This is a genomic window from Paenirhizobium cremeum (assembly GCF_022884085.1).
Taxonomy (GTDB): Bacteria; Pseudomonadota; Alphaproteobacteria; order Rhizobiales; family Rhizobiaceae; genus Allorhizobium; species Allorhizobium cremeum.
In genome coordinates, this window is record NZ_JAGGCS010000002.1 from 462,559 (window position 1) to 481,741 (window position 19,183).

General features: G+C 62.0%; 20 protein-coding genes. 7 read left to right on the top strand and 13 right to left on the bottom strand.

Annotation, left to right across the window (positions count from 1 at the left end; all coding sequences use genetic code 11):
* Window positions 1-28: 28 nt before the first annotated feature.
* The 4 genes from J5N58_RS05620 (at window position 29) to J5N58_RS05635 (ending at window position 3,285) form a co-directional block, all read left to right on the top strand.
* The gene (locus J5N58_RS05620; protein WP_244709993.1) at window positions 29-601 is read left to right on the top strand and encodes a 5-formyltetrahydrofolate cyclo-ligase; all 573 of its coding nucleotides are present in this window, start codon (window positions 29-31) and stop codon (window positions 599-601) included.
* A 19-nt stretch (window positions 602-620) separates the two neighbouring features.
* Window positions 621-1,445 carry a TIGR00282 family metallophosphoesterase gene (locus tag J5N58_RS05625; RefSeq protein ID WP_244709995.1) on the top strand — a complete coding sequence of 275 codons (825 nt, stop codon included), beginning with the start codon at window positions 621-623 and terminating at the stop codon, window positions 1,443-1,445.
* A 131-nt stretch (window positions 1,446-1,576) separates the two neighbouring features.
* Window positions 1,577-2,413, top strand: coding sequence for an MBL fold metallo-hydrolase (locus tag J5N58_RS05630; RefSeq protein WP_113340948.1), 837 nt, complete (start codon window positions 1,577-1,579; stop codon window positions 2,411-2,413).
* Window positions 2,414-2,538: 125 nt separating this feature from the next.
* Window positions 2,539-3,285: a YebC/PmpR family DNA-binding transcriptional regulator gene (locus J5N58_RS05635; RefSeq protein WP_112828658.1), complete on the top strand. Its 747-nt coding sequence runs from the start codon at window positions 2,539-2,541 to the stop codon at window positions 3,283-3,285.
* Window positions 3,286-3,364: 79 nt separating this feature from the next.
* On the opposite strand, the gene J5N58_RS05640 is transcribed toward J5N58_RS05635, so the two are convergent.
* The 11 genes from J5N58_RS05640 to ybgC all read right to left on the bottom strand — a co-directional run bounded on the left by J5N58_RS05640 (window position 3,365) and on the right by ybgC (window position 14,873).
* Window positions 3,365-3,670: a hypothetical protein gene (locus tag J5N58_RS05640; RefSeq protein WP_112828657.1), complete on the bottom strand. Its 306-nt coding sequence runs from the start codon at window positions 3,668-3,670 to the stop codon at window positions 3,365-3,367.
* 76 nt (window positions 3,671-3,746) lie between these two features.
* Entirely contained in the window at window positions 3,747-5,102 is a 1,356-nt protein-coding gene (gene glmM, locus J5N58_RS05645; RefSeq protein WP_112828656.1) for a phosphoglucosamine mutase, read from the bottom strand.
* A gap of 218 nt (window positions 5,103-5,320) precedes the next feature.
* Window positions 5,321-7,255 carry an ATP-dependent zinc metalloprotease FtsH gene (gene ftsH / locus J5N58_RS05650; protein WP_113340655.1) on the bottom strand — a complete coding sequence of 645 codons (1,935 nt, stop codon included), beginning with the start codon at window positions 7,253-7,255 and terminating at the stop codon, window positions 5,321-5,323.
* Window positions 7,256-7,364: 109 nt separating this feature from the next.
* Complete coding sequence (gene tilS / locus J5N58_RS05655) at window positions 7,365-8,681, bottom strand: tRNA lysidine(34) synthetase TilS (protein WP_162757331.1); 1,317 nt, start codon at window positions 8,679-8,681, stop codon at window positions 7,365-7,367.
* A 26-nt stretch (window positions 8,682-8,707) separates the two neighbouring features.
* The gene (gene ybgF, locus J5N58_RS05660) at window positions 8,708-9,673 is read right to left on the bottom strand and encodes a tol-pal system protein YbgF (protein WP_112828653.1); all 966 of its coding nucleotides are present in this window, start codon (window positions 9,671-9,673) and stop codon (window positions 8,708-8,710) included.
* 160 nt (window positions 9,674-9,833) lie between these two features.
* A complete protein-coding gene (gene pal / locus J5N58_RS05665) occupies window positions 9,834-10,367 on the bottom strand; it encodes a peptidoglycan-associated lipoprotein Pal (protein WP_113340652.1) in 534 nt (177 codons plus the stop codon).
* 156 nt (window positions 10,368-10,523) lie between these two features.
* The gene (gene tolB, locus J5N58_RS05670) at window positions 10,524-11,831 is read right to left on the bottom strand and encodes a Tol-Pal system beta propeller repeat protein TolB (RefSeq protein ID WP_113340947.1); all 1,308 of its coding nucleotides are present in this window, start codon (window positions 11,829-11,831) and stop codon (window positions 10,524-10,526) included.
* Between the two features lie 22 nt (window positions 11,832-11,853).
* Window positions 11,854-12,969: a hypothetical protein gene (locus J5N58_RS05675; protein WP_112828650.1), complete on the bottom strand. Its 1,116-nt coding sequence runs from the start codon at window positions 12,967-12,969 to the stop codon at window positions 11,854-11,856.
* 10 nt (window positions 12,970-12,979) lie between these two features.
* Entirely contained in the window at window positions 12,980-13,432 is a 453-nt protein-coding gene (tolR, locus tag J5N58_RS05680; RefSeq protein ID WP_112828649.1) for a protein TolR, read from the bottom strand.
* 26 nt (window positions 13,433-13,458) lie between these two features.
* On the bottom strand, window positions 13,459-14,178 hold the full coding sequence (gene tolQ, locus J5N58_RS05685) for a protein TolQ (RefSeq protein WP_112828648.1): 720 nt from the start codon (window positions 14,176-14,178) through the stop codon (window positions 13,459-13,461).
* A gap of 254 nt (window positions 14,179-14,432) precedes the next feature.
* Window positions 14,433-14,873: a tol-pal system-associated acyl-CoA thioesterase gene (gene ybgC, locus J5N58_RS05690; RefSeq protein WP_113439385.1), complete on the bottom strand. Its 441-nt coding sequence runs from the start codon at window positions 14,871-14,873 to the stop codon at window positions 14,433-14,435.
* 124 nt (window positions 14,874-14,997) lie between these two features.
* Between ybgC and J5N58_RS05695 the strand changes: the two genes are divergently transcribed.
* From J5N58_RS05695 to J5N58_RS05705, 3 genes are read left to right on the top strand one after another with little or no spacing between them, the layout of a single operon-like run.
* Complete coding sequence (locus J5N58_RS05695; RefSeq protein ID WP_244709997.1) at window positions 14,998-16,218, top strand: NAD-dependent epimerase/dehydratase family protein; 1,221 nt, start codon at window positions 14,998-15,000, stop codon at window positions 16,216-16,218.
* Entirely contained in the window at window positions 16,215-17,084 is an 870-nt protein-coding gene (locus J5N58_RS05700) for a glycosyltransferase (RefSeq protein ID WP_112828646.1), read from the top strand. Before J5N58_RS05695 ends, J5N58_RS05700 begins: the two co-directional genes overlap by 4 nt.
* A complete protein-coding gene (locus tag J5N58_RS05705; RefSeq protein WP_112828645.1) occupies window positions 17,081-17,965 on the top strand; it encodes an NAD-dependent epimerase/dehydratase family protein in 885 nt (294 codons plus the stop codon). Before J5N58_RS05700 ends, J5N58_RS05705 begins: the two co-directional genes overlap by 4 nt.
* A gap of 98 nt (window positions 17,966-18,063) precedes the next feature.
* Here the strand turns inward: J5N58_RS05705 and J5N58_RS05710 are convergent, their stop codons facing one another.
* Window positions 18,064-18,399, bottom strand: a complete 336-nt coding sequence (locus J5N58_RS05710; protein ID WP_112828644.1) for an RcnB family protein — start codon at window positions 18,397-18,399, stop codon at window positions 18,064-18,066.
* 196 nt (window positions 18,400-18,595) lie between these two features.
* Window positions 18,596-19,162 carry a DinB family protein gene (locus J5N58_RS05715; protein ID WP_113442238.1) on the bottom strand — a complete coding sequence of 189 codons (567 nt, stop codon included), beginning with the start codon at window positions 19,160-19,162 and terminating at the stop codon, window positions 18,596-18,598.
* Window positions 19,163-19,183: the final 21 nt, after the last annotated feature.

Genomic DNA, 19,183 nt, shown 5'->3' on the forward strand with positions numbered 1-19,183 from the left:
CGCTCGCCCCGAAGGATACAATCGCGATATGAGCAACAGGGAACGGAAGGCGATCATTCGCCGTGAACGGCTGGCAGCCCGGGATGCTATTCCCGCCGATGTCAGGACGGAATTCAGCCTTGCGATGGCCGACCACGGCGGCGATCGCTTGGCATTTTCGCCGGGGACGATCGTTTCCGGTTTTTTCCCGATCCGTTCGGAGGCCGATATCCGACCGCTGATGGCGCATCTGAAGGCCCGGGGTGCGCGGCTCTGCCTGCCGATCATCCAGGACCGGGAAACCATCGTTTTCCGCGAGCTGGTGACAGGCGCTGAACTTGTCGATACCGGTTTCGGCACCCGCGGCCCCGGTCCGGATGCCGCTGTCCTCGATCCGGAAATCATGCTTGTCCCGCTTTCGGCCTTCGACGGTCGCGGCCACCGGATCGGCTACGGCGCCGGCCATTACGACCGCGCCATCGCCCGGCTGAGAGAAAAAGGCCACGACCCCAGGCTGATCGGCATTGCATTCGACTGTCAGGAGGTGGCAGAAGTGCCCTTTGAACCGCATGACGTCCAGCTGGAGGCTGTTCTGACGGAAAGCGGCTACAGGCAATTCTGACGGAGACTGGACAGGGCGAATGAGGCTGCTTTTTCTCGGGGACATGGTGGGCAAGACGGGACGCACGGCGGTATGGGAGCGGCTGCCCGGCCTGATCTCCGACCTCAAGCTCGATTTCGTCATCGTCAACGGCGAGAACGCGGCTGGCGGTTTCGGCATTACCGAGGACATCTATCTCGAAACGATCAATGCCGGCGCCGACGTCGTGACGACCGGCAACCATGTCTGGGACCAGAAGGAGGCCGTGGTGTTCTGCGAGCGCCACGACCAGTTCCTCAGGCCGGCCAACTATCCCGCCGGAACCCCCGGCCGTGGCTCCGGCATCTATTACGCGCGCAACGGCGCCCGTGTGCTCGTCGCCAACATCATGGGCCGGGTCTTCATGCATCCCGAACTCGACGATCCCTTCAAGTCGGCGGAGGCCATCCTGACCGCTTGCCCGCTGAAGGAACAGGCGGATGCGATCGTCTTCGACTTCCACGCCGAGGCAACCAGCGAGAAGCAGTGTTTCGGCCACTTCGTCGACGGCCGCGCGAGTTTCGTCGTCGGCACGCATACCCATGTGCCGACCGCCGACTACCAGATCCTCAACGGCGGCACGGCCTATATGTCGGATGCCGGCATGTGCGGCGATTACGATTCCTCGCTCGGCATGGAGAAGGAAGAACCGCTCAACCGCTTCATCTCCAAGATGCCGAAGGGCCGTTTCGAGGCTGCCCACGGCCCCGCCACGATCTGCGGCGTCGGCGTCGAAATCTCCGACCGAACCGGCCTTGCCGAGAAGATCGCACCGCTCCGGATCGGGCCGCGGCTGGCGGAGAGCATTCCGGATTTCTGGGTTTAGAGTAACGCCACTTCGGCCGGATTTTGCCTTGCTCTCACGCTAATGTGACGGTGTATGCCCTGCAGGGCGCTTTACCTGACATGCCGCCTGTCGCATCCTGAGGTCTCGGATCGATGAGCGGGGCCTGCGCGATGCTGCTGCGACTTGCGATGGCGTTCATTTCCCTGATGTTTGCCGCCGCTGGCGCTGGCGCCCAGGACAGTCGTCCGCCGGCGAGCCAGTGCCAGTTGATCGCGGAGACATTGCCATCGGCGAGCTTCGCCGCTTACAAGCCATCCGAGGACATTGTTTCTCGGCAGTTCGCGGCGCTTCCGGAGAACGTGACGATCACCTTTCTCGGCCATTCGACCTTTCAGATCGATACGCCGGGCGGAATCTCCATCGCCACCGACTTCAACGGCTGGCTTCGGATGCCTAGGGTTCCCGATGTCGTGACCATGAACAAGGCGCATTCCAGCCACTACACGCTTTCCCCGGATCCGGCGATCGTCAATGTGCTGCATGGCTGGAACGACGAAAAGCCGGGCGAGAAGATCGAGCACCGGCTGGTGGTCGGCGACGCTTATATCCGCAATGTTTCGACCGATATTCGTACCTGGGGCGGCGATTTCGAGCGCAACGGCAATTCGATCTTCATCTTCGAAGTGGCCGGGCTTTGCATCGGGCATCTCGGCCATCTGCATCATGAACTGACGGATGGGCACTACGCCGAGATCGGTCGCCTCGACATCGTGATGGTGCCTGTCGACGGGGGGCTCACCATGGGGGCCGACAGCATGAGCCGCACGATCAAGCGACTGCGCTCGGCGTTGATCCTGCCGATGCATCGCACCGGCCCTCCCGTTCGCGATTTCATCGCCATGTTCGACCAGAGCTTCGACGTGAAGATCTCCGAAAGCCGGGGTGTTACGGTTTCGATGCGCACCCTGCCGCGCAAGCCGCTGATCCTGGTGATGCAGGGAATGTGACGCCTTCGCGCGGGGCCGTGCCGGACCCGTACGGACTTCCGTTTTCCCCTCCTTCCCCTTGAACGCGGAGGTTTTCATCCGTATAAGGCGCCCATTCCCAATATTTAGACCTGATCAGGGGTGCCATGGCTGGCCATTCACAGTTTAAAAACATCATGCACCGCAAGGGCCGTCAGGATGCCGTGCGGTCGAAAATGTTCTCCAAGCTCGCGCGTGAAATCACGGTCGCGGCCAAGACCGGCCTTCCCGACGTGAACATGAATGCGCGTCTTCGTCTTGCCGTTCAGAACGCCAAGGCGCAGTCGATGCCGAAGGACAACATCGAGCGCGCCATCAAGAAGGCATCCGGAGCAGACAGCGAGAACTACGAAGAAGTCCGCTACGAAGGCTACGGTCCGGGCGGCGTCGCCGTCATCGTCGAGGCGCTGACCGACAACCGCAACCGCACCGCCTCCTCCGTGCGCTCGACCTTCTCGAAGGCCGGCGGCGCCCTCGGGGAAACCGGTTCGGTTTCCTTCTCCTTCGACCGTGTCGGCGAAATCACCTATAAGCTTTCCGTTGGCGATGCGGACAAGGTGATGGAAGCGGCGATCGAGGCCGGCGCCGAAGACGTCGTCACCGACGAGGACGGCCACACGATCTATTGCGGCTTCGAGGACATCAACGAAGTCTCGAAGGCGCTGGAAGCAGCCCTCGGCGAAGCCGAATCCATCAAGGCGATCTGGAAGCCTCAGAACACCGTTCCGGTCGATGAGGAAAAGGCCCAGTCGCTGATGAAGCTCATCGACACGCTGGAAGACGATGACGACGTGCAGAACGTCTATTCGAACTTCGAAGTTTCCGACGAGATCATGGCCAAGCTTTCGGCCTGACGTCGGTATACGTTTCAAAATGAAGGCCCGGCGCCAATGGCGGCCGGGCCTTTTTTGTCTTAGCTTCTTCGATCGCGCTTCACGGGCGCCGCTCGATGGCTGTTACCCGATCCATTGCCTCATCGACCTTGCCTTCGATTCTGGATAAAGTGTTCTCAAGAACTGCTTGAAGGTGTGTAAGCCCGCCGCCAATTTCCATCTTGATGGCAATCTCGAGATCGTCGCGAAGCTCGCTCTGACGTCGTTCGACCCGCTTCATATATTCATATGTCTGCAAGGAAAGAGTTCTTATCTCCGCAATTTCCTTGCGAAGCACTTTCAGTTCCTCGTTGTTTTTCTGGTTGAGCTTTGCCAGAAAACTGAGATCAACGGTTTCTTGGGTCATAAGCTTCGCCTTTCTGTTAGAAAGTAGCGGCAAGCCCATGGAAATACAACTGTGCGGCGCGGAGTATTGCCGCGTCTCAGGCCGCCTCGCTGCGCACGCTGGCGATAACGCCGACGAGGTCGTTGACGATGCGCTCAATCTGACCGCGGTCGTCGCCTTCGGCCATGACGCGGATCAGGGGCTCGGTGCCGGAAGGGCGGATGACGAGGCGGCCGTTCCTGGCCAGTTCGCTCTCGGCATCGGCAATCGCCTGCTTGACGGACGCATCCTCCAGCGGCTTGCCGCCGGAATAGCGGACGTTGCGCAGGAGCTGCGGCACCGGATCGAAGCGGTGGCAGATTTCGCTGACGGTCTTTCCGGTGCGCTTGACGCAGGCCAGAATCTGGAGCGCGGCCACGAGACCGTCGCCGGTCGTGCCGAAGTCCGAAAGAACGATATGGCCGGACTGTTCGCCTCCGACATTGAAATTGTGCTGGCGCATGTGTTCGACGACATAGCGGTCGCCGACCTTCGTGCGGGCAAGCGACAGACCCTTGCCGGAGAGGAAGCGTTCGAGCCCGAGATTGGACATGACGGTGGCGACGATGCCGTCACCCTTCAGGATCTGGTCCTGCGCCCATGTGTCGGCGATGACCGCCATCAACTGGTCGCCGTCGACGATCGCGCCATTTTCGTCGATGATGATGACGCGGTCGGCGTCGCCGTCGAGTGCAATGCCGATATCGGCGCGTACCTCATGCACCTTCTTCTGCAGGGCGGCGGGGTGGGTCGAGCCGCAGTCGAGGTTGATATTGGTGCCGTTCGGTTCGTTGCCGATCGTCACCACTTCGGCGCCGAGTTCCCAAAGCGCCAGCGGAGCGACCTTGTAGGCTGCACCATTGGCGCAGTCGATGGCGACGCGCAGGCCGTGCAGGGTCACGTCACGGGGCAGGGTGCGCTTGACGAATTCGATGTAGCGATAGATGTCGCCCTCGACGCGCTTTGCCCGGCCGATCTCCTGGGCCGGTGCGAGCTGGCCGTAGATGTCCTGTTCGAGAAGGTTTTCGATCTCGGCCTCGATCTCATCGGAGAGCTTGTAGCCGTCCGGTCCGAAAAGCTTGATGCCATTGTCGGCGAAGGGATTGTGGGACGCCGAGATCATGACGCCGATATCGGCGCGCAGCGAGCGGGTGAGCATGGCGACCGCTGGCGTCGGGATCGGGCCGAGCAGGAAGACATCGAGGCCCGCTGCGGTGAAGCCGGCGACCAGCGCATTTTCCAGCATGTAACCGGAGAGGCGGGTATCCTTGCCGATTACCACGCGGTGACGGTGATGGCCCCGCCGGAAGATGGTGCCGACCGCAATGCCGACCCGCATCGCAAGGTCCGGCGTCATCGGAAACTGGTTGGACTGTCCGCGAATGCCATCCGTGCCAAAATAACGACGTGTCATGTGTTTCCCGAAATGCTCCGTTTGCCGCTTACTTCCGTCTGTTCGACGGAAGCGCCGCCCGAGGCGGCGAGCGCGATATCGACTGGGCTGCTCTTGCCACAAAAACCGCAACAGGACACGTAAATTAGCGCAAAAAACCATTACATCCCGTTACCGCTTATGAAAAAGCCACCCGCCGTTGCCGGGGGTGGCTCTCTATCCTGCTCTGAACCTGTGGATCAGTGCGGCTGCGGTTCCAGACCGCTTTCGGGCTCGCCGCCCTTCGGCTGATCTTTCTTCGGGCCGGTCGAGGGAACCGCCGAACCGCGGCTGGTCGGGCTGTCGTCGCCCAGGTCGCGGGCGGGCTTGTCGCCCTTCAGCAGCGCCTTGATCTCGTCGCCGGAGAGCGTTTCGTATTCCAGCAGGCCTTCGGCCAGAGCCACGAACTCGTCGTGCTTTTCCGAGATGATACGGCGGGCCTCGGTATAGGCCTCGTCGATCAGGCGGCGCACTTCGTTGTCGATCTTCTGGGCCGTCGATTCCGAGACATTGCGCGTCTGGGAGACCGAATGGCCGAGGAAGACTTCCTGCTGGTTCTCGCCGTAGGCGACCTGGCCGAGCTCGTCGGAGAAGCCCCACTGGGTGACCATGGCGCGGGCAAGCTTGGTCGCCTGCTCGATGTCAGAGGATGCACCCGAGGTGATGTTCTCCTTGCCGAAGGTCAGTTCTTCGGCGACGCGGCCGCCCATCATGATGACGAGACGGGAGACCATCCACTTGTAGCTCATCGAGTAGCGGTCACCTTCCGGCAGCTGCATGACCATGCCGAGCGCGCGGCCGCGCGGGATGATGGTCGCCTTGTGAAGCGGGTCGGCGACCGGCACGTTGAGCGCAGTGATCGCGTGGCCGGCTTCGTGATAGGCGGTGAGCTTCTTCTCGGCCTCGGTCATGGCGGACGAACGGCGTTCCGCGCCCATCATGATCTTGTCCTTGGCGTCCTCGAATTCCTGCATGGTGACGACGCGCTTGTTGCGGCGGGCGGCCATGAGGGCGGCTTCGTTGACGAGGTTCATCAGGTCCGCGCCGGAGAAGCCGGGCGTGCCGCGGGCAAGAACCTTGAGGTCGACATTCGGTGCCAGCGGCACGTTGCGGGCATGGACCTTCAAAATACGCTCGCGACCGACGATATCGGGATTCGGCACGACGACCTGACGGTCGAAACGGCCGGGACGCAGCAGCGCCGGGTCGAGAACGTCGGGGCGGTTGGTCGCAGCGATCAGGATGATGCCTTCATTCGCTTCGAAGCCGTCCATCTCGACGAGCAACTGGTTCAGCGTCTGTTCGCGTTCGTCGTTACCGCCGCCGAGGCCAGCGCCACGATGGCGGCCGACGGCGTCGATTTCGTCGATGAAGATGATGCAGGGCGCATTCTTCTTGGCCTGCTCGAACATGTCACGGACGCGGCTTGCGCCGACACCGACGAACATTTCGACGAAGTCCGAACCGGAAATGGTGAAGAAGGGCACGTTTGCTTCGCCGGCAACAGAGCGGGCGAGCAGCGTCTTACCGGTGCCGGGTGGGCCGACGAGCAGGACGCCGCGCGGGATCTTGCCGCCGAGGCGCTGGAACTTCTGCGGGTCGCGCAGGAATTCGACGATCTCTTCCAGGTCCTGCTTGGCTTCGTCGACACCGGCGACATCGTCGAATGTGACCCGACCATGGGCTTCCGTCAAAAGCTTCGCCTTGGATTTGCCGAAGCCCATCGCGCCGCGCGAACCGCCCTGCATCTGGCGCATGAAGAAGAGCCAGACACCGAGGATCAGCAGCATGGGCAGCAGCGTGCCGAGATAGCTCAGGAAGCTGGAAGACCCGTCCGTCTCGGGACGGGCGACGATCATCACGTTCTTCGACTGCAGCTTTTCGAGCAGGTTGTCGTCGATAACCGGTGCGTAAGTCTGGAAGGCAGTGCCGTTTTCGGCATAGGTGCCGAGAACGCGATTGCCTGTGACGGTCACGTCACGGACACGGCCGGAATCCACTTCGCGAAGGAACTGCGAATACGGAATTTCGCGCGAACTGGTTTGCGACGGAGTCGTCTGGAACATGCTGAACAATGCGATCAGCAGGAGGGCTATGATCGCCCATAGCGCAAAGTTCCGAAAATTTGGGTTCATCGAACTCCCCGAATAAGATGCGCGGGATAATGCCCGCCGGATTATCGACTAACATAGGATTGCACTGCGGCCTTGCCAAGGCAAAGCGGCGGTTTGGCTGCTTTTTCCGTCAATAAGGATTAAACGGGAGAGGGCAATAGTCCTTCCGTCCCATGAGACGCGCGATGGCATTGGCCAAATCGAGGTCGAAGGCGGGTAAAAAGCGATCGAACAAGGGCAGGGAAGGCTCGATTTCGACGGAGCCGGCCGGTGCAGCCGCGGGCATCACACTTGCTTTACCGAGGGCCGCCGAGGGGCCGATCCGGTTCAGATGGCGGACGAGGCCGTCGGGGAGAAACTGAGGGCCATGCATGGGCGGGGTCATTCGGCCGGCTGTGACGAAGGCGGTTTCCGGCCCGCGATTGGTGATGCGAAAGCGTCCGTCCCATTCCGCCCAATCGCCGGGCGGGATCTCCAGCGGCAAAATATCGCGGCTCTCGCGCATGAGGAACAGGCCGTCCCTGTGCCGTTCGACGAGTGCGCGGGAGAGGGTGATGCGACCCTGTCGACCTGAGGCGAGGAAAGATGCCAGCCGATCCATGCTGTCCCGGCCCGGCCGGTGGGACCGGCCGCCGACGACGGCGCACAGTGTCGAGAGGGCATGAAGGAGAGCGGGCGACCGAAGGTCCAGGGCTTCCGGGGCCACTCTCACCGCGAGCGAGGCGTAGCCGGTCGCATGGGCTTGGAGGAGGGCTGCGGCCTGTCGCGACAGTGCGGTTCGGTCGGTGCCCGCAGAGCGGATGCTCTGCGTATCCATGGCCTCGCGATCGTGACGCACCCGCACGCGTTCGTACTTGCGATCCTCGTTGCTCGGATCGTCGATCCAGCCGGTGCCGAGCCGGCGGAGATAATCGCGGATATCCTGCCGCCGGATCTCAAGGAAGGGACGGAGAAGCCAGAAACGCCGGTCATGAAGCGTCGCCTCGGCCATTCCGGCGAGGCCGAGATTTTCGCCGGCGGCGCGGGCGGCGCGCATGGCGATGGTCTCCTCCTGGTCGTCGAGCGTGTGGCCGGTGACGATAAGATCCGTGCCGACCTCTGCGGCCGCATGGGAAAGCAGACGGTAACGCGCGTCGCGGGCTGCGGCAGATATTCCCGTTTCCGGCTTCGGTCCGGTCCAAGCGAGAATGCGATGGGGAACGCCGAGCGATGCGCAAAGGGTTGCGACGGCTTCGGCCTCGGCAGTGCTCTCCGGTCTCAGCCGATGATCGACCGTGGCGGCGATGAGCGAATGGGGCAGGCGAAGCGAGGTCATGGCGCGATCGAGGGCGATCAGCAGGCCGGTGGAATCGCTGCCGCCGGAAACGGCGACGAGAAGCCGGCGGGTGCCGGACAGTCGGTCAAGAAGCCTTGCGGCTGCATCCTCGGGAGATGGGGCGTGGTCCACGGCAGGGGTGGCCGGGCGGACGCGGGTCAGCAGCGGAGGCGCTTCTGTTCGCTCGCCACCTTGGATACCACCGCGCGGGAGGCCTTCGGATAGCGCTTCGTCACTTCCCGCAGCGTTGCGCAGGCCGTGTCGGTATTGTCGAGCGCGGCGAGCGACATGCCGAGCTTCAGCAGCATTTCGGGAGCCTTGGGCGAGGAGCTATAGGCCTGGTGGGCATTGAGGAAGGTCTTGGCGGCTTCGTTGAAATTGCCCTGGGAATAGAGCGCTTCGCCCAGCCAGAAGTTGGCGTCGGCGATCTTGGAGCTCTTGGGGTAACGAGCGATGAAGTCCCGGAACTCGTTTTCCGCCATGCCGTAGTCACCGGAAAGCACATGCGCATAGGCGACCTGGTAGACGTCGCTTTCCGAGCCGGTGGAGGCGGTCTGGGTCGCCGCGGGCGCGCTGACGCCGGGCAGTGCGGAGGACTTGTTGACCGCGTCCTGATTGATCGTGGCCGTTTGCGGCATGCCGCTGGAATCGAGCTCGATCGAGCCCAGCGTCTGCTCGGGCTGTCCGAGCGACGAGGAGGAGGCGCCGATGTCTCCACCGGGCGCCGGTTCCTGGGTGATGATTTCGGCGACCGAATCCTCCGGCGTCGCGCCGGCATTCACCGGCCTGTCGAGCGAACCGCTCTTCTTGGCGCCGCCTTTTTCCAGATCCTGGAAACGGTATTCATTGTCTTCCTGGGTCTTGCGCATCTGTTCCTGCATCTGCAGCAACTGATAGCTCATTTCCTCGATACGGCCGTTGAGGCTGCGGATCTCCTCCTCGAGCTGCTGCACGCGGATCGAGGGATCGGCGCTTTGCGCGAGCTGCACGGGCTGGCGGCTGCTTGCGGCCGGCGCCGGCTGGCTCTTGTTGAGCGAGGGAAACAGTTGCAGCGCGCTTGCCGTTCCGTTCAGGCCTGCCAGCGAGGCCGTCGCAAGCAATGCGGCCATGACAAGTCTCTTCATATGGTTCGTCCTGTTATCCTTTGAATCGTCACGCCGGATGGCGCACATGGCGGATTTTTACAATTGACCGTAAAAAAGCAACTCAAGTTCGGCCAAAGTGTGGAGAAAAGAAAAGGCGGCCGAGCGGCCGCCTTCACATAAGCTTGAGGGACCGGCCGGATCAGAGGCCGGCGCCGCCGAGAACGGTGACGGCGCGGCGGTTCTGCGACCAGCAGGAGATGTCGTCGCAGACGGCGACCGGACGTTCCTTGCCGTAGGAGATGGTCTTCATGCGGCTTGCCGGTACGCCGCGCGAGGCGAGGTAGTCGCGGGTGACGGCAGCGCGGCGAGCGCCGAGCGCGAGGTTGTATTCGCGGGTGCCGCGTTCGTCTGCATGGCCTTCGATGGTGATGGCGTAGTTCGGGTACTTGGCGAGCCACTGAGCCTGACGGTCGAGCGTCTGCTGGGCATCGGCACGGATCGAGGTCGAATCGGTGTCGAAGAAGATGCGGTCGCCGACATTGACGGTGAAGTCCTGGGTCGAGCCCGGCGTTGCGGCACCGCCGGCGCCGAGGCCGAGTTCGGAAGCGCTGTTCGGCAGGTTCTTCTTCGAGGCGCAGCCGGCAAGCGCCAGCGTCATCGCGATTGCGACGATGGCGGGGTTGCTTGCAAGTTGCTGCATGCGGCTCTTCGCCGGAGTGTGAATGCGGCTCATCGCCGGTCTCCTTGATTCTTTCCGTTAGGGTTGCCGGACTCTAACCATTCGAGGTTAACCGGCTTCGAACGAACATGGTTAACAAACTGTCAAAACACTGCCGCAATGCGCCGATTCCCAACACATTGCGGCAAGAAAGAGGCGTTTTTCCGCGCCCTATTCGAGCAGCGGCGACCAGGCCGGGTCGGAGGCGTAGCCCGGTGTCTTGATGAGCTGTTCGTTGTAACCGGTCAGGTCAATCGAATAGAGCTGCGGACCGCCTGCGCCGGCGCCCTGGCGGAAGAACATAATGACGCGGCCGTTCGGCGCCCAGGTCGGGCCTTCGTTGTGGAAGCCGGTGGTCAGGATGCGCTCGCCCGAACCGTCGGTCTTCATCACGCCGATCGAGAACTTGCCGCCGGACTGCTTGGTGAAGGCGATCAGGTCGCCGCGCGGAGACCATACAGGCGTCGAATAGGAGCCGTCGCCGAAGGAAATGCGCTGCTGGCCGGAGCCGTCGGCATTCATCACATAGAGCTGCTGGCGTCCGCCGCGGTCGCTTTCGAAGACGATGCGGCTGCCGTCCGGCGAGTAGGAGGGAGAGGTGTCGATCGCGGCCGTGGAGGTCAGGCGCGTCGTGGTGCGCGAGCGCAGGTCCATCGTGTAGATATTGGCGTTGCCATCCTGCTGCAGGCTCATGATGACCCGCTGGCCATCGGGCGAGAAGCGGGGGGAGAAGGTCATGCCCGGGAAGTTGCCGACCACTTCGCGCTGGCCGGATTCCAGTTGCAGGAGGTAGACCCGCGGCTGCTGGCCCTCGAAGGACATGTAGGTGATTTCCTGACGGCTCGGCGAGAAGCGCGGCGTCAGGACGATGTCCTTGCTGTTGGTCAGCATACGGACGTTTTCGCCGTCCTGGTCCATGATGGCAAGCTGCCGCTTGCGATCCTGCTTGGAGCCGCTTTCCGCGACGAAGACGACGCGGGTGTCGAAGTAGCCCTTCTCGCCGGTGATGCGCTCATAGATCGCATCGGCGATGATGTGGGCGACGCGACGCCAGTTTTCCGGCTGGGTGTAGAACTGCTGGCCGGCCATCTGCTGGCCGGCGAAGGTGTCCCACAGGCGGAACTCGGCGCGCAGACGTCCGTCGCCTTCCTGCGTGATGCGGCCGACGACGAGCGCCTGGGCGTTCAGCACCGTCCAGCTCTGCATGTTCGGCGTCTGGTCCGGATTGCTGTTCTTTTCGATGAAGGCCGCACGGCTCACGGGGGCGAACAGACCGGAACGCTTGAGGTCCGCCTCGACCACCGCCGAAATCTTGGCGCCGATACCGTTGCCGGAAACGAAGTCCGTGATCGCAATCGGCAACGGCTCGACATTGCCCTTGTTGATGTTGATCTCGACGACCGCGTGGGCCGGCGTGGCGAAGGCGCCGGCAAGGCCGACGATCACCGCCAGATATCGAAGAAGATTGAGTTTCATCATGAGTTCCAAGCCTTTTTAGCTTTTACATCATTTCGCTGGGGTCGAAGTTTACGATGACCTCAGACCATGCGTCGTATTTGTCGCGTGGAAGATTGGTGAAGGGAGCGGAGCGCAGAACGGCGCGCCTTGCACTACCCATCATCACCTGTTGGGTGGAAGCTTCTCCGCCTTTGGCGCTGACCTCTGGCTCTCCGATCAGATTTCCGGCTTCGTCCAGTTTGAAGCGAACCGTGATGACCATGCCCTCCATTCCGGCAAGGCCGGGGATGAACGACCAGTTGTTCTGAATGACGCCCTTTAGCGCATCCATTTCGGTCTGGCTCAATTTCGTGCCGCTGGTGGTCTTCTTGCCGCCGAATGCAGCCTTGTCCTGCGAAGCCTTGGCGCCGCCGGCGGTCGGGTCGTTCTTGTTGAGGAGGGCGGCGACCTCGTCGGCGTTGAAGTCGCTTTCCTTGGTGGATTTCGACTTGGCCGCTTCCTGGGTCTTGGTGTCCTTCTTCTTGTCAGGCGCTTTCTCCGACTGACTTTCGGTCGGCTTGGCCTCGGCAGTCTTGGGCTCGACCGGCTTCGGTGTCTCGGGCTTCGGGCGGACGGACGGGACGGGCGCCTTCTCCGGCAGCGGGATTTCGGCCGTCTCGTCCGGCTGCTGCGGCGTAGGCTCCGGCGGCTTCTCGGGGGCCGGCGGCTCGGTCACCTGCGGCTTCGGCGGTTCGGCCTTGGCCACTTCCTTCTGCGGCTCGGCGACCGTGTCTTCCTTGATGATGTCCTTGATGTCGTTGGTCTCGTTGTCCTGCCTCGGCTGGACCTTCTCGACCTTTTCCGGTGCCGCAGAGGATTCGTTGGCGTTCGGCTTGGCGTTCGGCGTCGGAACCGACTTCAGGTCGACCTTGTTGTCGCCGAGGTTTTCGGCATTGTCGACGGAGGTCGGCTTCTTGGTCGGAACGGGGGCTGCCTTTTCCGCCTTCGGCGCCTTCTGGTCGCCCTGCTGGATCTGCGTCAGTTCCTCGATCGGCACGAGATCGACAGGCAGCGCCTCGACATTGGCGACGTCGAAAGTTTCGGGCGCGCCGATGGAGACCAGTGCCCAGGTGAGCGCCAGTGCGTGCAGTACAGCCGATGTCGCGAGACTGCCTCTCATTGCGATACGATCAGTTATCCGTTTTCTGCTCGGTCACCAGGCCGATATTCGTGTAGCCTGCGGTCTGCATGCGTGCCATCACGTCGGCGATCACGCCGTAAGGCGCCGCGCCGTCGCCGCGCACGAAGATGCGTTCGGTGTAGCCGGTGGTGGCGATGGCTGCGAGCTTGGCTGCAATCTCGTCCGTCGAGATCGGGGTTTCCTGAAGGAAGACCGATCCGTCGGCCTTGATGGAAACGGTGATCGGCTGGGTTTCTGAGTTGAGCGCCTTGGCCCCGGTCTTGGGCAGGTCCAGGGGAACGCCCACGGTCATCATCGGGGCGGCGACCATGAAGATGATGAGCAGCACGAGCATGACGTCGACGAGCGGCGTCACGTTGATCTCGCTCATCGGGGCCTTGCGGCCGCCGCGCCTGCCACGACGTCCACCGCCGCCACCGCTCGATCCAACAGACATACCCATTGCTTGCGTCTCCTAAGTCGGACCGATTACTGCGCCGCCTGACGGGGCTGCAGTTTCTCGTCGATCTGGCGCGAAAGAATGGCGGAGAACTCGTCGGCAAAGCCTTCCATGCGGGCCGTCAGCTTGCCGGCCTCGCCGGAGAACTTGTTGTAGGCGATAACGGCGGGGATAGCGGCGACGAGGCCGATGGCCGTTGCCAGAAGCGCTTCCGCGATACCGGGGGCGACGACGGCCAGGTTGGTCGACTTCGAACCGGCAATCGCCTGGAAAGAGGTCATGATACCGACAACCGTACCGAAGAGGCCGACGAAGGGGGCGGCCGAACCGATGGTGGCGAGCGAGGCGAGGCGGGCTTCGAGCGTTTCCGACTCACGCGCCAGTGTGACGTCCATGGCACGGTCGATACGCATCTGAAGCCCGATCGGCGAACGGGCGCCACGCTCGAAGCTCTTCTTCCATTCCCGCATGGCGGCGACGAACATCGCCGCAAGGCCGCTGTTGTTGCGCTCCGCCAGGGTCCGGTAAAGTTCTTCCAGCGATTGGCCGGACCAGAACACCTGTTCGAACTGGTCGAACTGCCTGCGGGCGCGCGAGTAGCTCATGAACTTGTCGATGACGATCGCCCAGGTCCACACCGAGGCCGCGATCAGTCCCAGCATCACGAGTTTCACCACGAAGCCGGCCTGCATGAACAGGGCCCAGAGGCTCACGTCATGGGTCGCTGCTGCCAATCCAACTTCTTCCATCGCTCTCTTATCCCCGAAATCCAAACGCCCGGCGCATGACCGGGCGGTGAAAAAGCTCTATTGCCGGAAATTTGCGGTAGCCATCGCCGAACGCCCTATCCCGCATCAAGCTCCCAGATTGCCTTCTTGCGTCGAAATTTGGTCAAAGGAAGGCGTGCGACGCACAATTTTCCATAATCGAAGTAAGACATCATTATCGTTAAAGGACCGTTATCATCCCGATATGTCGGCAATGATAAAACCGGGACCCGGTCTCAAGAGAGAAACTGGGCCGCAAGGTCTTCCGGCAGGCGGCGCGGGCGCCCGCGGCGGTTGACCACGGCGATGACCACCTTCGCCGCGATCAGAAGGTCGTCGCCGCGGCGGATTTCCTGTTCCAGCACCATCTTGGCGCCGCCGGCCTTGGTGGTGGTGGTGCGGATTTCCAGGATATCGTCCATGCGAGCCGGCGACTTGAAGTCGATTTCCATCCGGTGGACGACGAAAACGAGGCCTTCCTCGTCGATGCCGATCAGCGCGCTCTGTTCGACGCCGAGGCAGCGCAGGTAGTCGGTGCGGCCGCGCTCAAGGAAGTGCAGATAGCGGGCGTGATAGACGAGGCCGGAGAAATCGGTGTCTTCATAATAGACCCGCTGAACGAGCCGATGTCCGTGTTCCACAAGGTGGCCGGAAAGCAAAAAATCCATATTCGTCATCATGTTATCCCTGCGCGGCGAGAAGTCTTCAAGGTCTGTCCGGAACCTTTTCGACGCTGATTGTAGTTCTGTCATAAATCGGCATTATCAGGATTGATACCTCATCGGCAAAGGAGACCATCTTATGAAGATCGCAGTCATGGGCGGAGACGGTTTCGTTGGTTGGCCTACATCCCTGCACCTTTCCGATGCCGGCCACGATGTTCATATTCTCGATAACCTGTCACGCCGCTGGATCGACACGGAACTCGGCGTGCAGTCGCTGACGCCGATGGATTCGATCCAGGAGCGGACCCGCATCTGGCATGCGGAAACCGGCCGCCGTATCCATTTCAACCTGATCGACCTCGCCAAGGACTATGAGCTTCTGAAAAAGTGGCTGGCCGAGGAGCGCCCCGACGCCATCATCCATTTCGCCGAGCAGCGCGCCGCGCCCTATTCGATGAAGAGCGACCGGCACAAGAACTACACCGTCAACAACAATGTCTCGGCGACACACAATCTCTTGAATGCGCTCGTCGAAATCGGGCTCGATGCGCATCTGGTCCATCTCGGTACGATGGGTGTCTACGGTTATTCGACGGTGGGGGCTGCGATTCCGGAAGGCTATCTGCCGGTCGGTATCGAAACCACACAGGGCGAGACGGTCTCGCAAGAGATCCTTTATCCGGCCAATCCGGGTTCGATCTACCACATGACGAAATGCCTCGATCAGTTGCTCTTCCAGTTCTATGCAAAGAACGATGGTCTCAGGATCACCGACCTGCATCAGGGCATCGTCTGGGGCACCCATACGGAGCAGACGCGCGGTCATCCGCAACTCGTCAACCGCTTCGATTACGATGGCGATTATGGAACGGTTCTCAACCGTTTCCTGATCCAGGCGGCAATCGGCTATCCGTTGACGGTGCACGGCACCGGCGGGCAGACCCGCGCCTTCATCCATATTCAGGATTCGGTCCGTTGCATCGAGATTGCGCTGAACAATCCGCCGGCGCGTGGGTCGCGGGTCGAGATCTTCAACCAGATGACGGAAACGCATCGGGTGCGCGACCTTGCCGAGATGATTGCGAAAATGTCGGGCGCCGAGATTGCCTGGCTGCCCAATCCGCGCAAGGAAGCGCCGGAAAACGACCTCATCGTCAGGAACGAGAAGTTCCTGGGGCTCGGGCTGAAGCCGACGACGCTTGAGGGCGGCCTGCTGGAGGAAATCGTCGACGTTGCGAAGAAGTTCGCCTATCGCGTCGACCGTTCCCGCGTGCCGGCCGTTTCCGCCTGGACCAAGGACATCGCCCGGACGATCAACCGCGATCCGGAAGGCAAGAAGCTGAAATCGGTGTCATGATGATGGGGGCCGAACTGCTGAAAGGCATCCGGCCGGTCACGACTGCCGGCTCGCGGGAGGCCTATGTCACGCTGGTGACCAATCGCGATTATGCGATGGGCGCGACCGCGCTTGTGCGTTCCATCCGCCTGACGGGCAGTTCCGCCGATGTCGTCGTGCTCTATACGGGCGGGGTGGAGGCCGATGCGCTGGAGCCGCTCGACCGGCTCGGTTGCCGGCTTGTCGAGGTCGAGCACCTGCCGCTGTCCGACGGCTTCAACCAGCGGCACGCGCGAGGCAACCTGCATGCCAACGCACCCTTCACCAAAGGGCGCAAGCCGGCCTTCCATTCGCCGCTCGACAATTTCTGCAAGCTGCGGCTGTGGCAGTTGATCGATTATGAGAGCTGCGTCTTCATCGATGCGGATGCGATTGTACTGCGCAACGTCGACCGGCTGTTCGATTATCCCGAGTTCTCCGCTGCGCCGAACGTCTATGAAAGCCTTGCTGATTTCCACAGGCTGAATTCGGGCGTCTTCGTTGCGCGCCCCTCGCTTGCGACCTTCGAGGACATGCTGCGCCGGCTGGACCAGCCTGAGGTCTTCTGGCGCCGCACCGACCAGACCTTCCTTGAAAGCTATTTTCCGGACTGGCATGGCCTGCCGGTGTTCATGAACATGCTGCAATATGTGTGGTTCAACCTGCCGGAGCTCTGGGACTGGCGGCAGATCGGCATCCTGCACTACCAGTACGAAAAGCCCTGGGAGAAGGATCATCCCAAGGCGGCGGCACTGAAACCCCTCATCGACCTGTGGAACGCCTATTATACCGGCCAGGACATCCCCGATGTCGGATCGCTCTCCAAGCCCGAGCGGGCGGCGGCATGAAAGTCTTGGTCTCCGGCGGAACCGGGCTGGTCGGACGCTATATCGTCGAGGACCTGCTTGCCGCCGGCTATAGCGTGGTCGTCGGGGCGCGGCATGAGCCGGCGGAGCGGCTGTTTTCCCAGGCTGTCGAATTCCGTCGTCTGTCGCTCGACCCTCGGGACGACCAGATGCAGGTTTTCGACGATGCCTATTTCTTCGTGCATGCGGCTTTCGACCATCTGCCCGGAAAGTACAGAGGCGGGGAGGGGGCCGATCCCGACGGCTTTCGCAAACTCAACCTCGACGGCACCATCCGTCTGTTTGAAACCGCAAAGCAGGCCGGTGTCCGGCGGGCCGTTTTCCTCTCCAGCCGGGCGGTCTATGACGGACTTACCGTCGAGACGCCGCTCACCGAAGAGCAGTTTCTGAAGCCGTCGAGCCTTTATGGCGAAGTGAAGCTGCTGGCCGAGCGGGTTCTGGCGGATCTCGCCGCGCCCGGTTTCGTGACGGCGAGCCTGAGGGTGACGGGTGTCTATGGAGGAGCCCGGCCGAACAAGTGGGACGCGCTCTTCGCCGACTATCTTGCCGGGCGGGATCTTCCGGCGCGAGCCGGTTCGGAGGTTCATGGCCGGGACGTGGGGCAGGCCGTGCGGCTGATGCTGACCACTGAGGCGGCGAAGGTCAGCGGCCAGTCCTTCAACGTTTCCGATATCGTCGCCGACAGCCGCGATATCCTGGGGATGTTCCGGTCGGCGGTCCCGTGTTCGCGACCGCTGCCTCCTCCGGCAGACAAGGCGGCGGTGCGGGCGATGCCGACCGACAAGATCAGGGGGCTTGGCTGGAAGCCCGGTGGCCAATCGCTGTTTGAAAGCACGGTCCGCTTCCTGGCGGAAAGCTATTGAGAAGACGCGCCGGGCAACAGTGCCACCGTCTTTTTCCGCCTTGAGGGAACCGCTGGCGACGGGACGCCCGCGGCTCCGGTTTGTGAGGATAGGCCGATCTAGCGGGCGTTTGCGATGCCGGCTATCAGGCCGGTGGTGACGCCGATCAGGAGATACTGGTTGTCGATCCTGATCCAGCGCTGATCGCGACCCGGCTTGTGAAGGCCGTAGCGCCGGTAATCGTTGATTGCCTGATGGCGCCTCCAGTCGTTCATGCGCTGGCCCTTCTTCCAGTAATAGGGCTTAGGCGCGACTTTGCTGGCAACGGGCTTTTGCGGCTTGACCGGCTGATGGTGCTGGGGCGGACGGCGATCATCCGGGCGGTATTGCTGCGCCTGGGCCATCGGAGCAGCGATCATCAGGCTGGCCAGTGCGATCAGGAATGCTTTCTTCATGGTCTTGTACCTCGTTGTCTATGACCCGACGCTAGACCCCGAGAGGTGAATGCAATATGAATGCTGTAATTAACAATTTGTAATGAAAACAGCTAGATGAGTATGCTTTTTATCTGCGCCCGATGGGCTTGGAAAACGCGACGCGGCTGTATGAGGCCTTCCGGTTTTCGCGTTGCAGACCCTGCGTCCAAAGCTTTCAGCGCATGAGCTCCGCCTCGCTCCAGCCGATTGCCGCCATCTCCCTTTCCCTTGCCGATGCATCGTCTCCGACAATGAATTCATCGAGCTGCGGGGGCCTGATGCCGGTACCGGCCAGCATGGCGTGCACTTGTCCCCGATGATGGGTCTGATGCTGGAAAAGGTGGCTCAAGACATCGTCGCAGCGGTCGTGCTGGATACGGCTGCCGCGATGAATATCGACCACGCGGCTGAGGTCTTCCGACTTCAGTCCATCGCAGAAGGCAAGCAATCGCCGGTCGACAGCCGCCTGCGCAGCGTGCAGGGTTTCCGGGTCCGGAAAGGGCATGTCGTTTTCCCAGGCCCTGGGGCCGAGGGTTCCACCTTCCAATGCATCGACATAGAACCAGTCGATGACGAGGATGTGGTTGAGCGTTGCCCGAATCGAGGGAAAGAAGCTTGTGCGCTCCGCCTCGAATTCACCGGGCCGGAGGCGCGCCACGGCATCGTGCAGCCTGAGATTGGCCAGCGCATTGTTGCGAGCGAGCTTTCGAAACACGCGGCAGGGGTCGATTTCCTCCGTCATGGCCTGCCCTTCCTCTCTCTG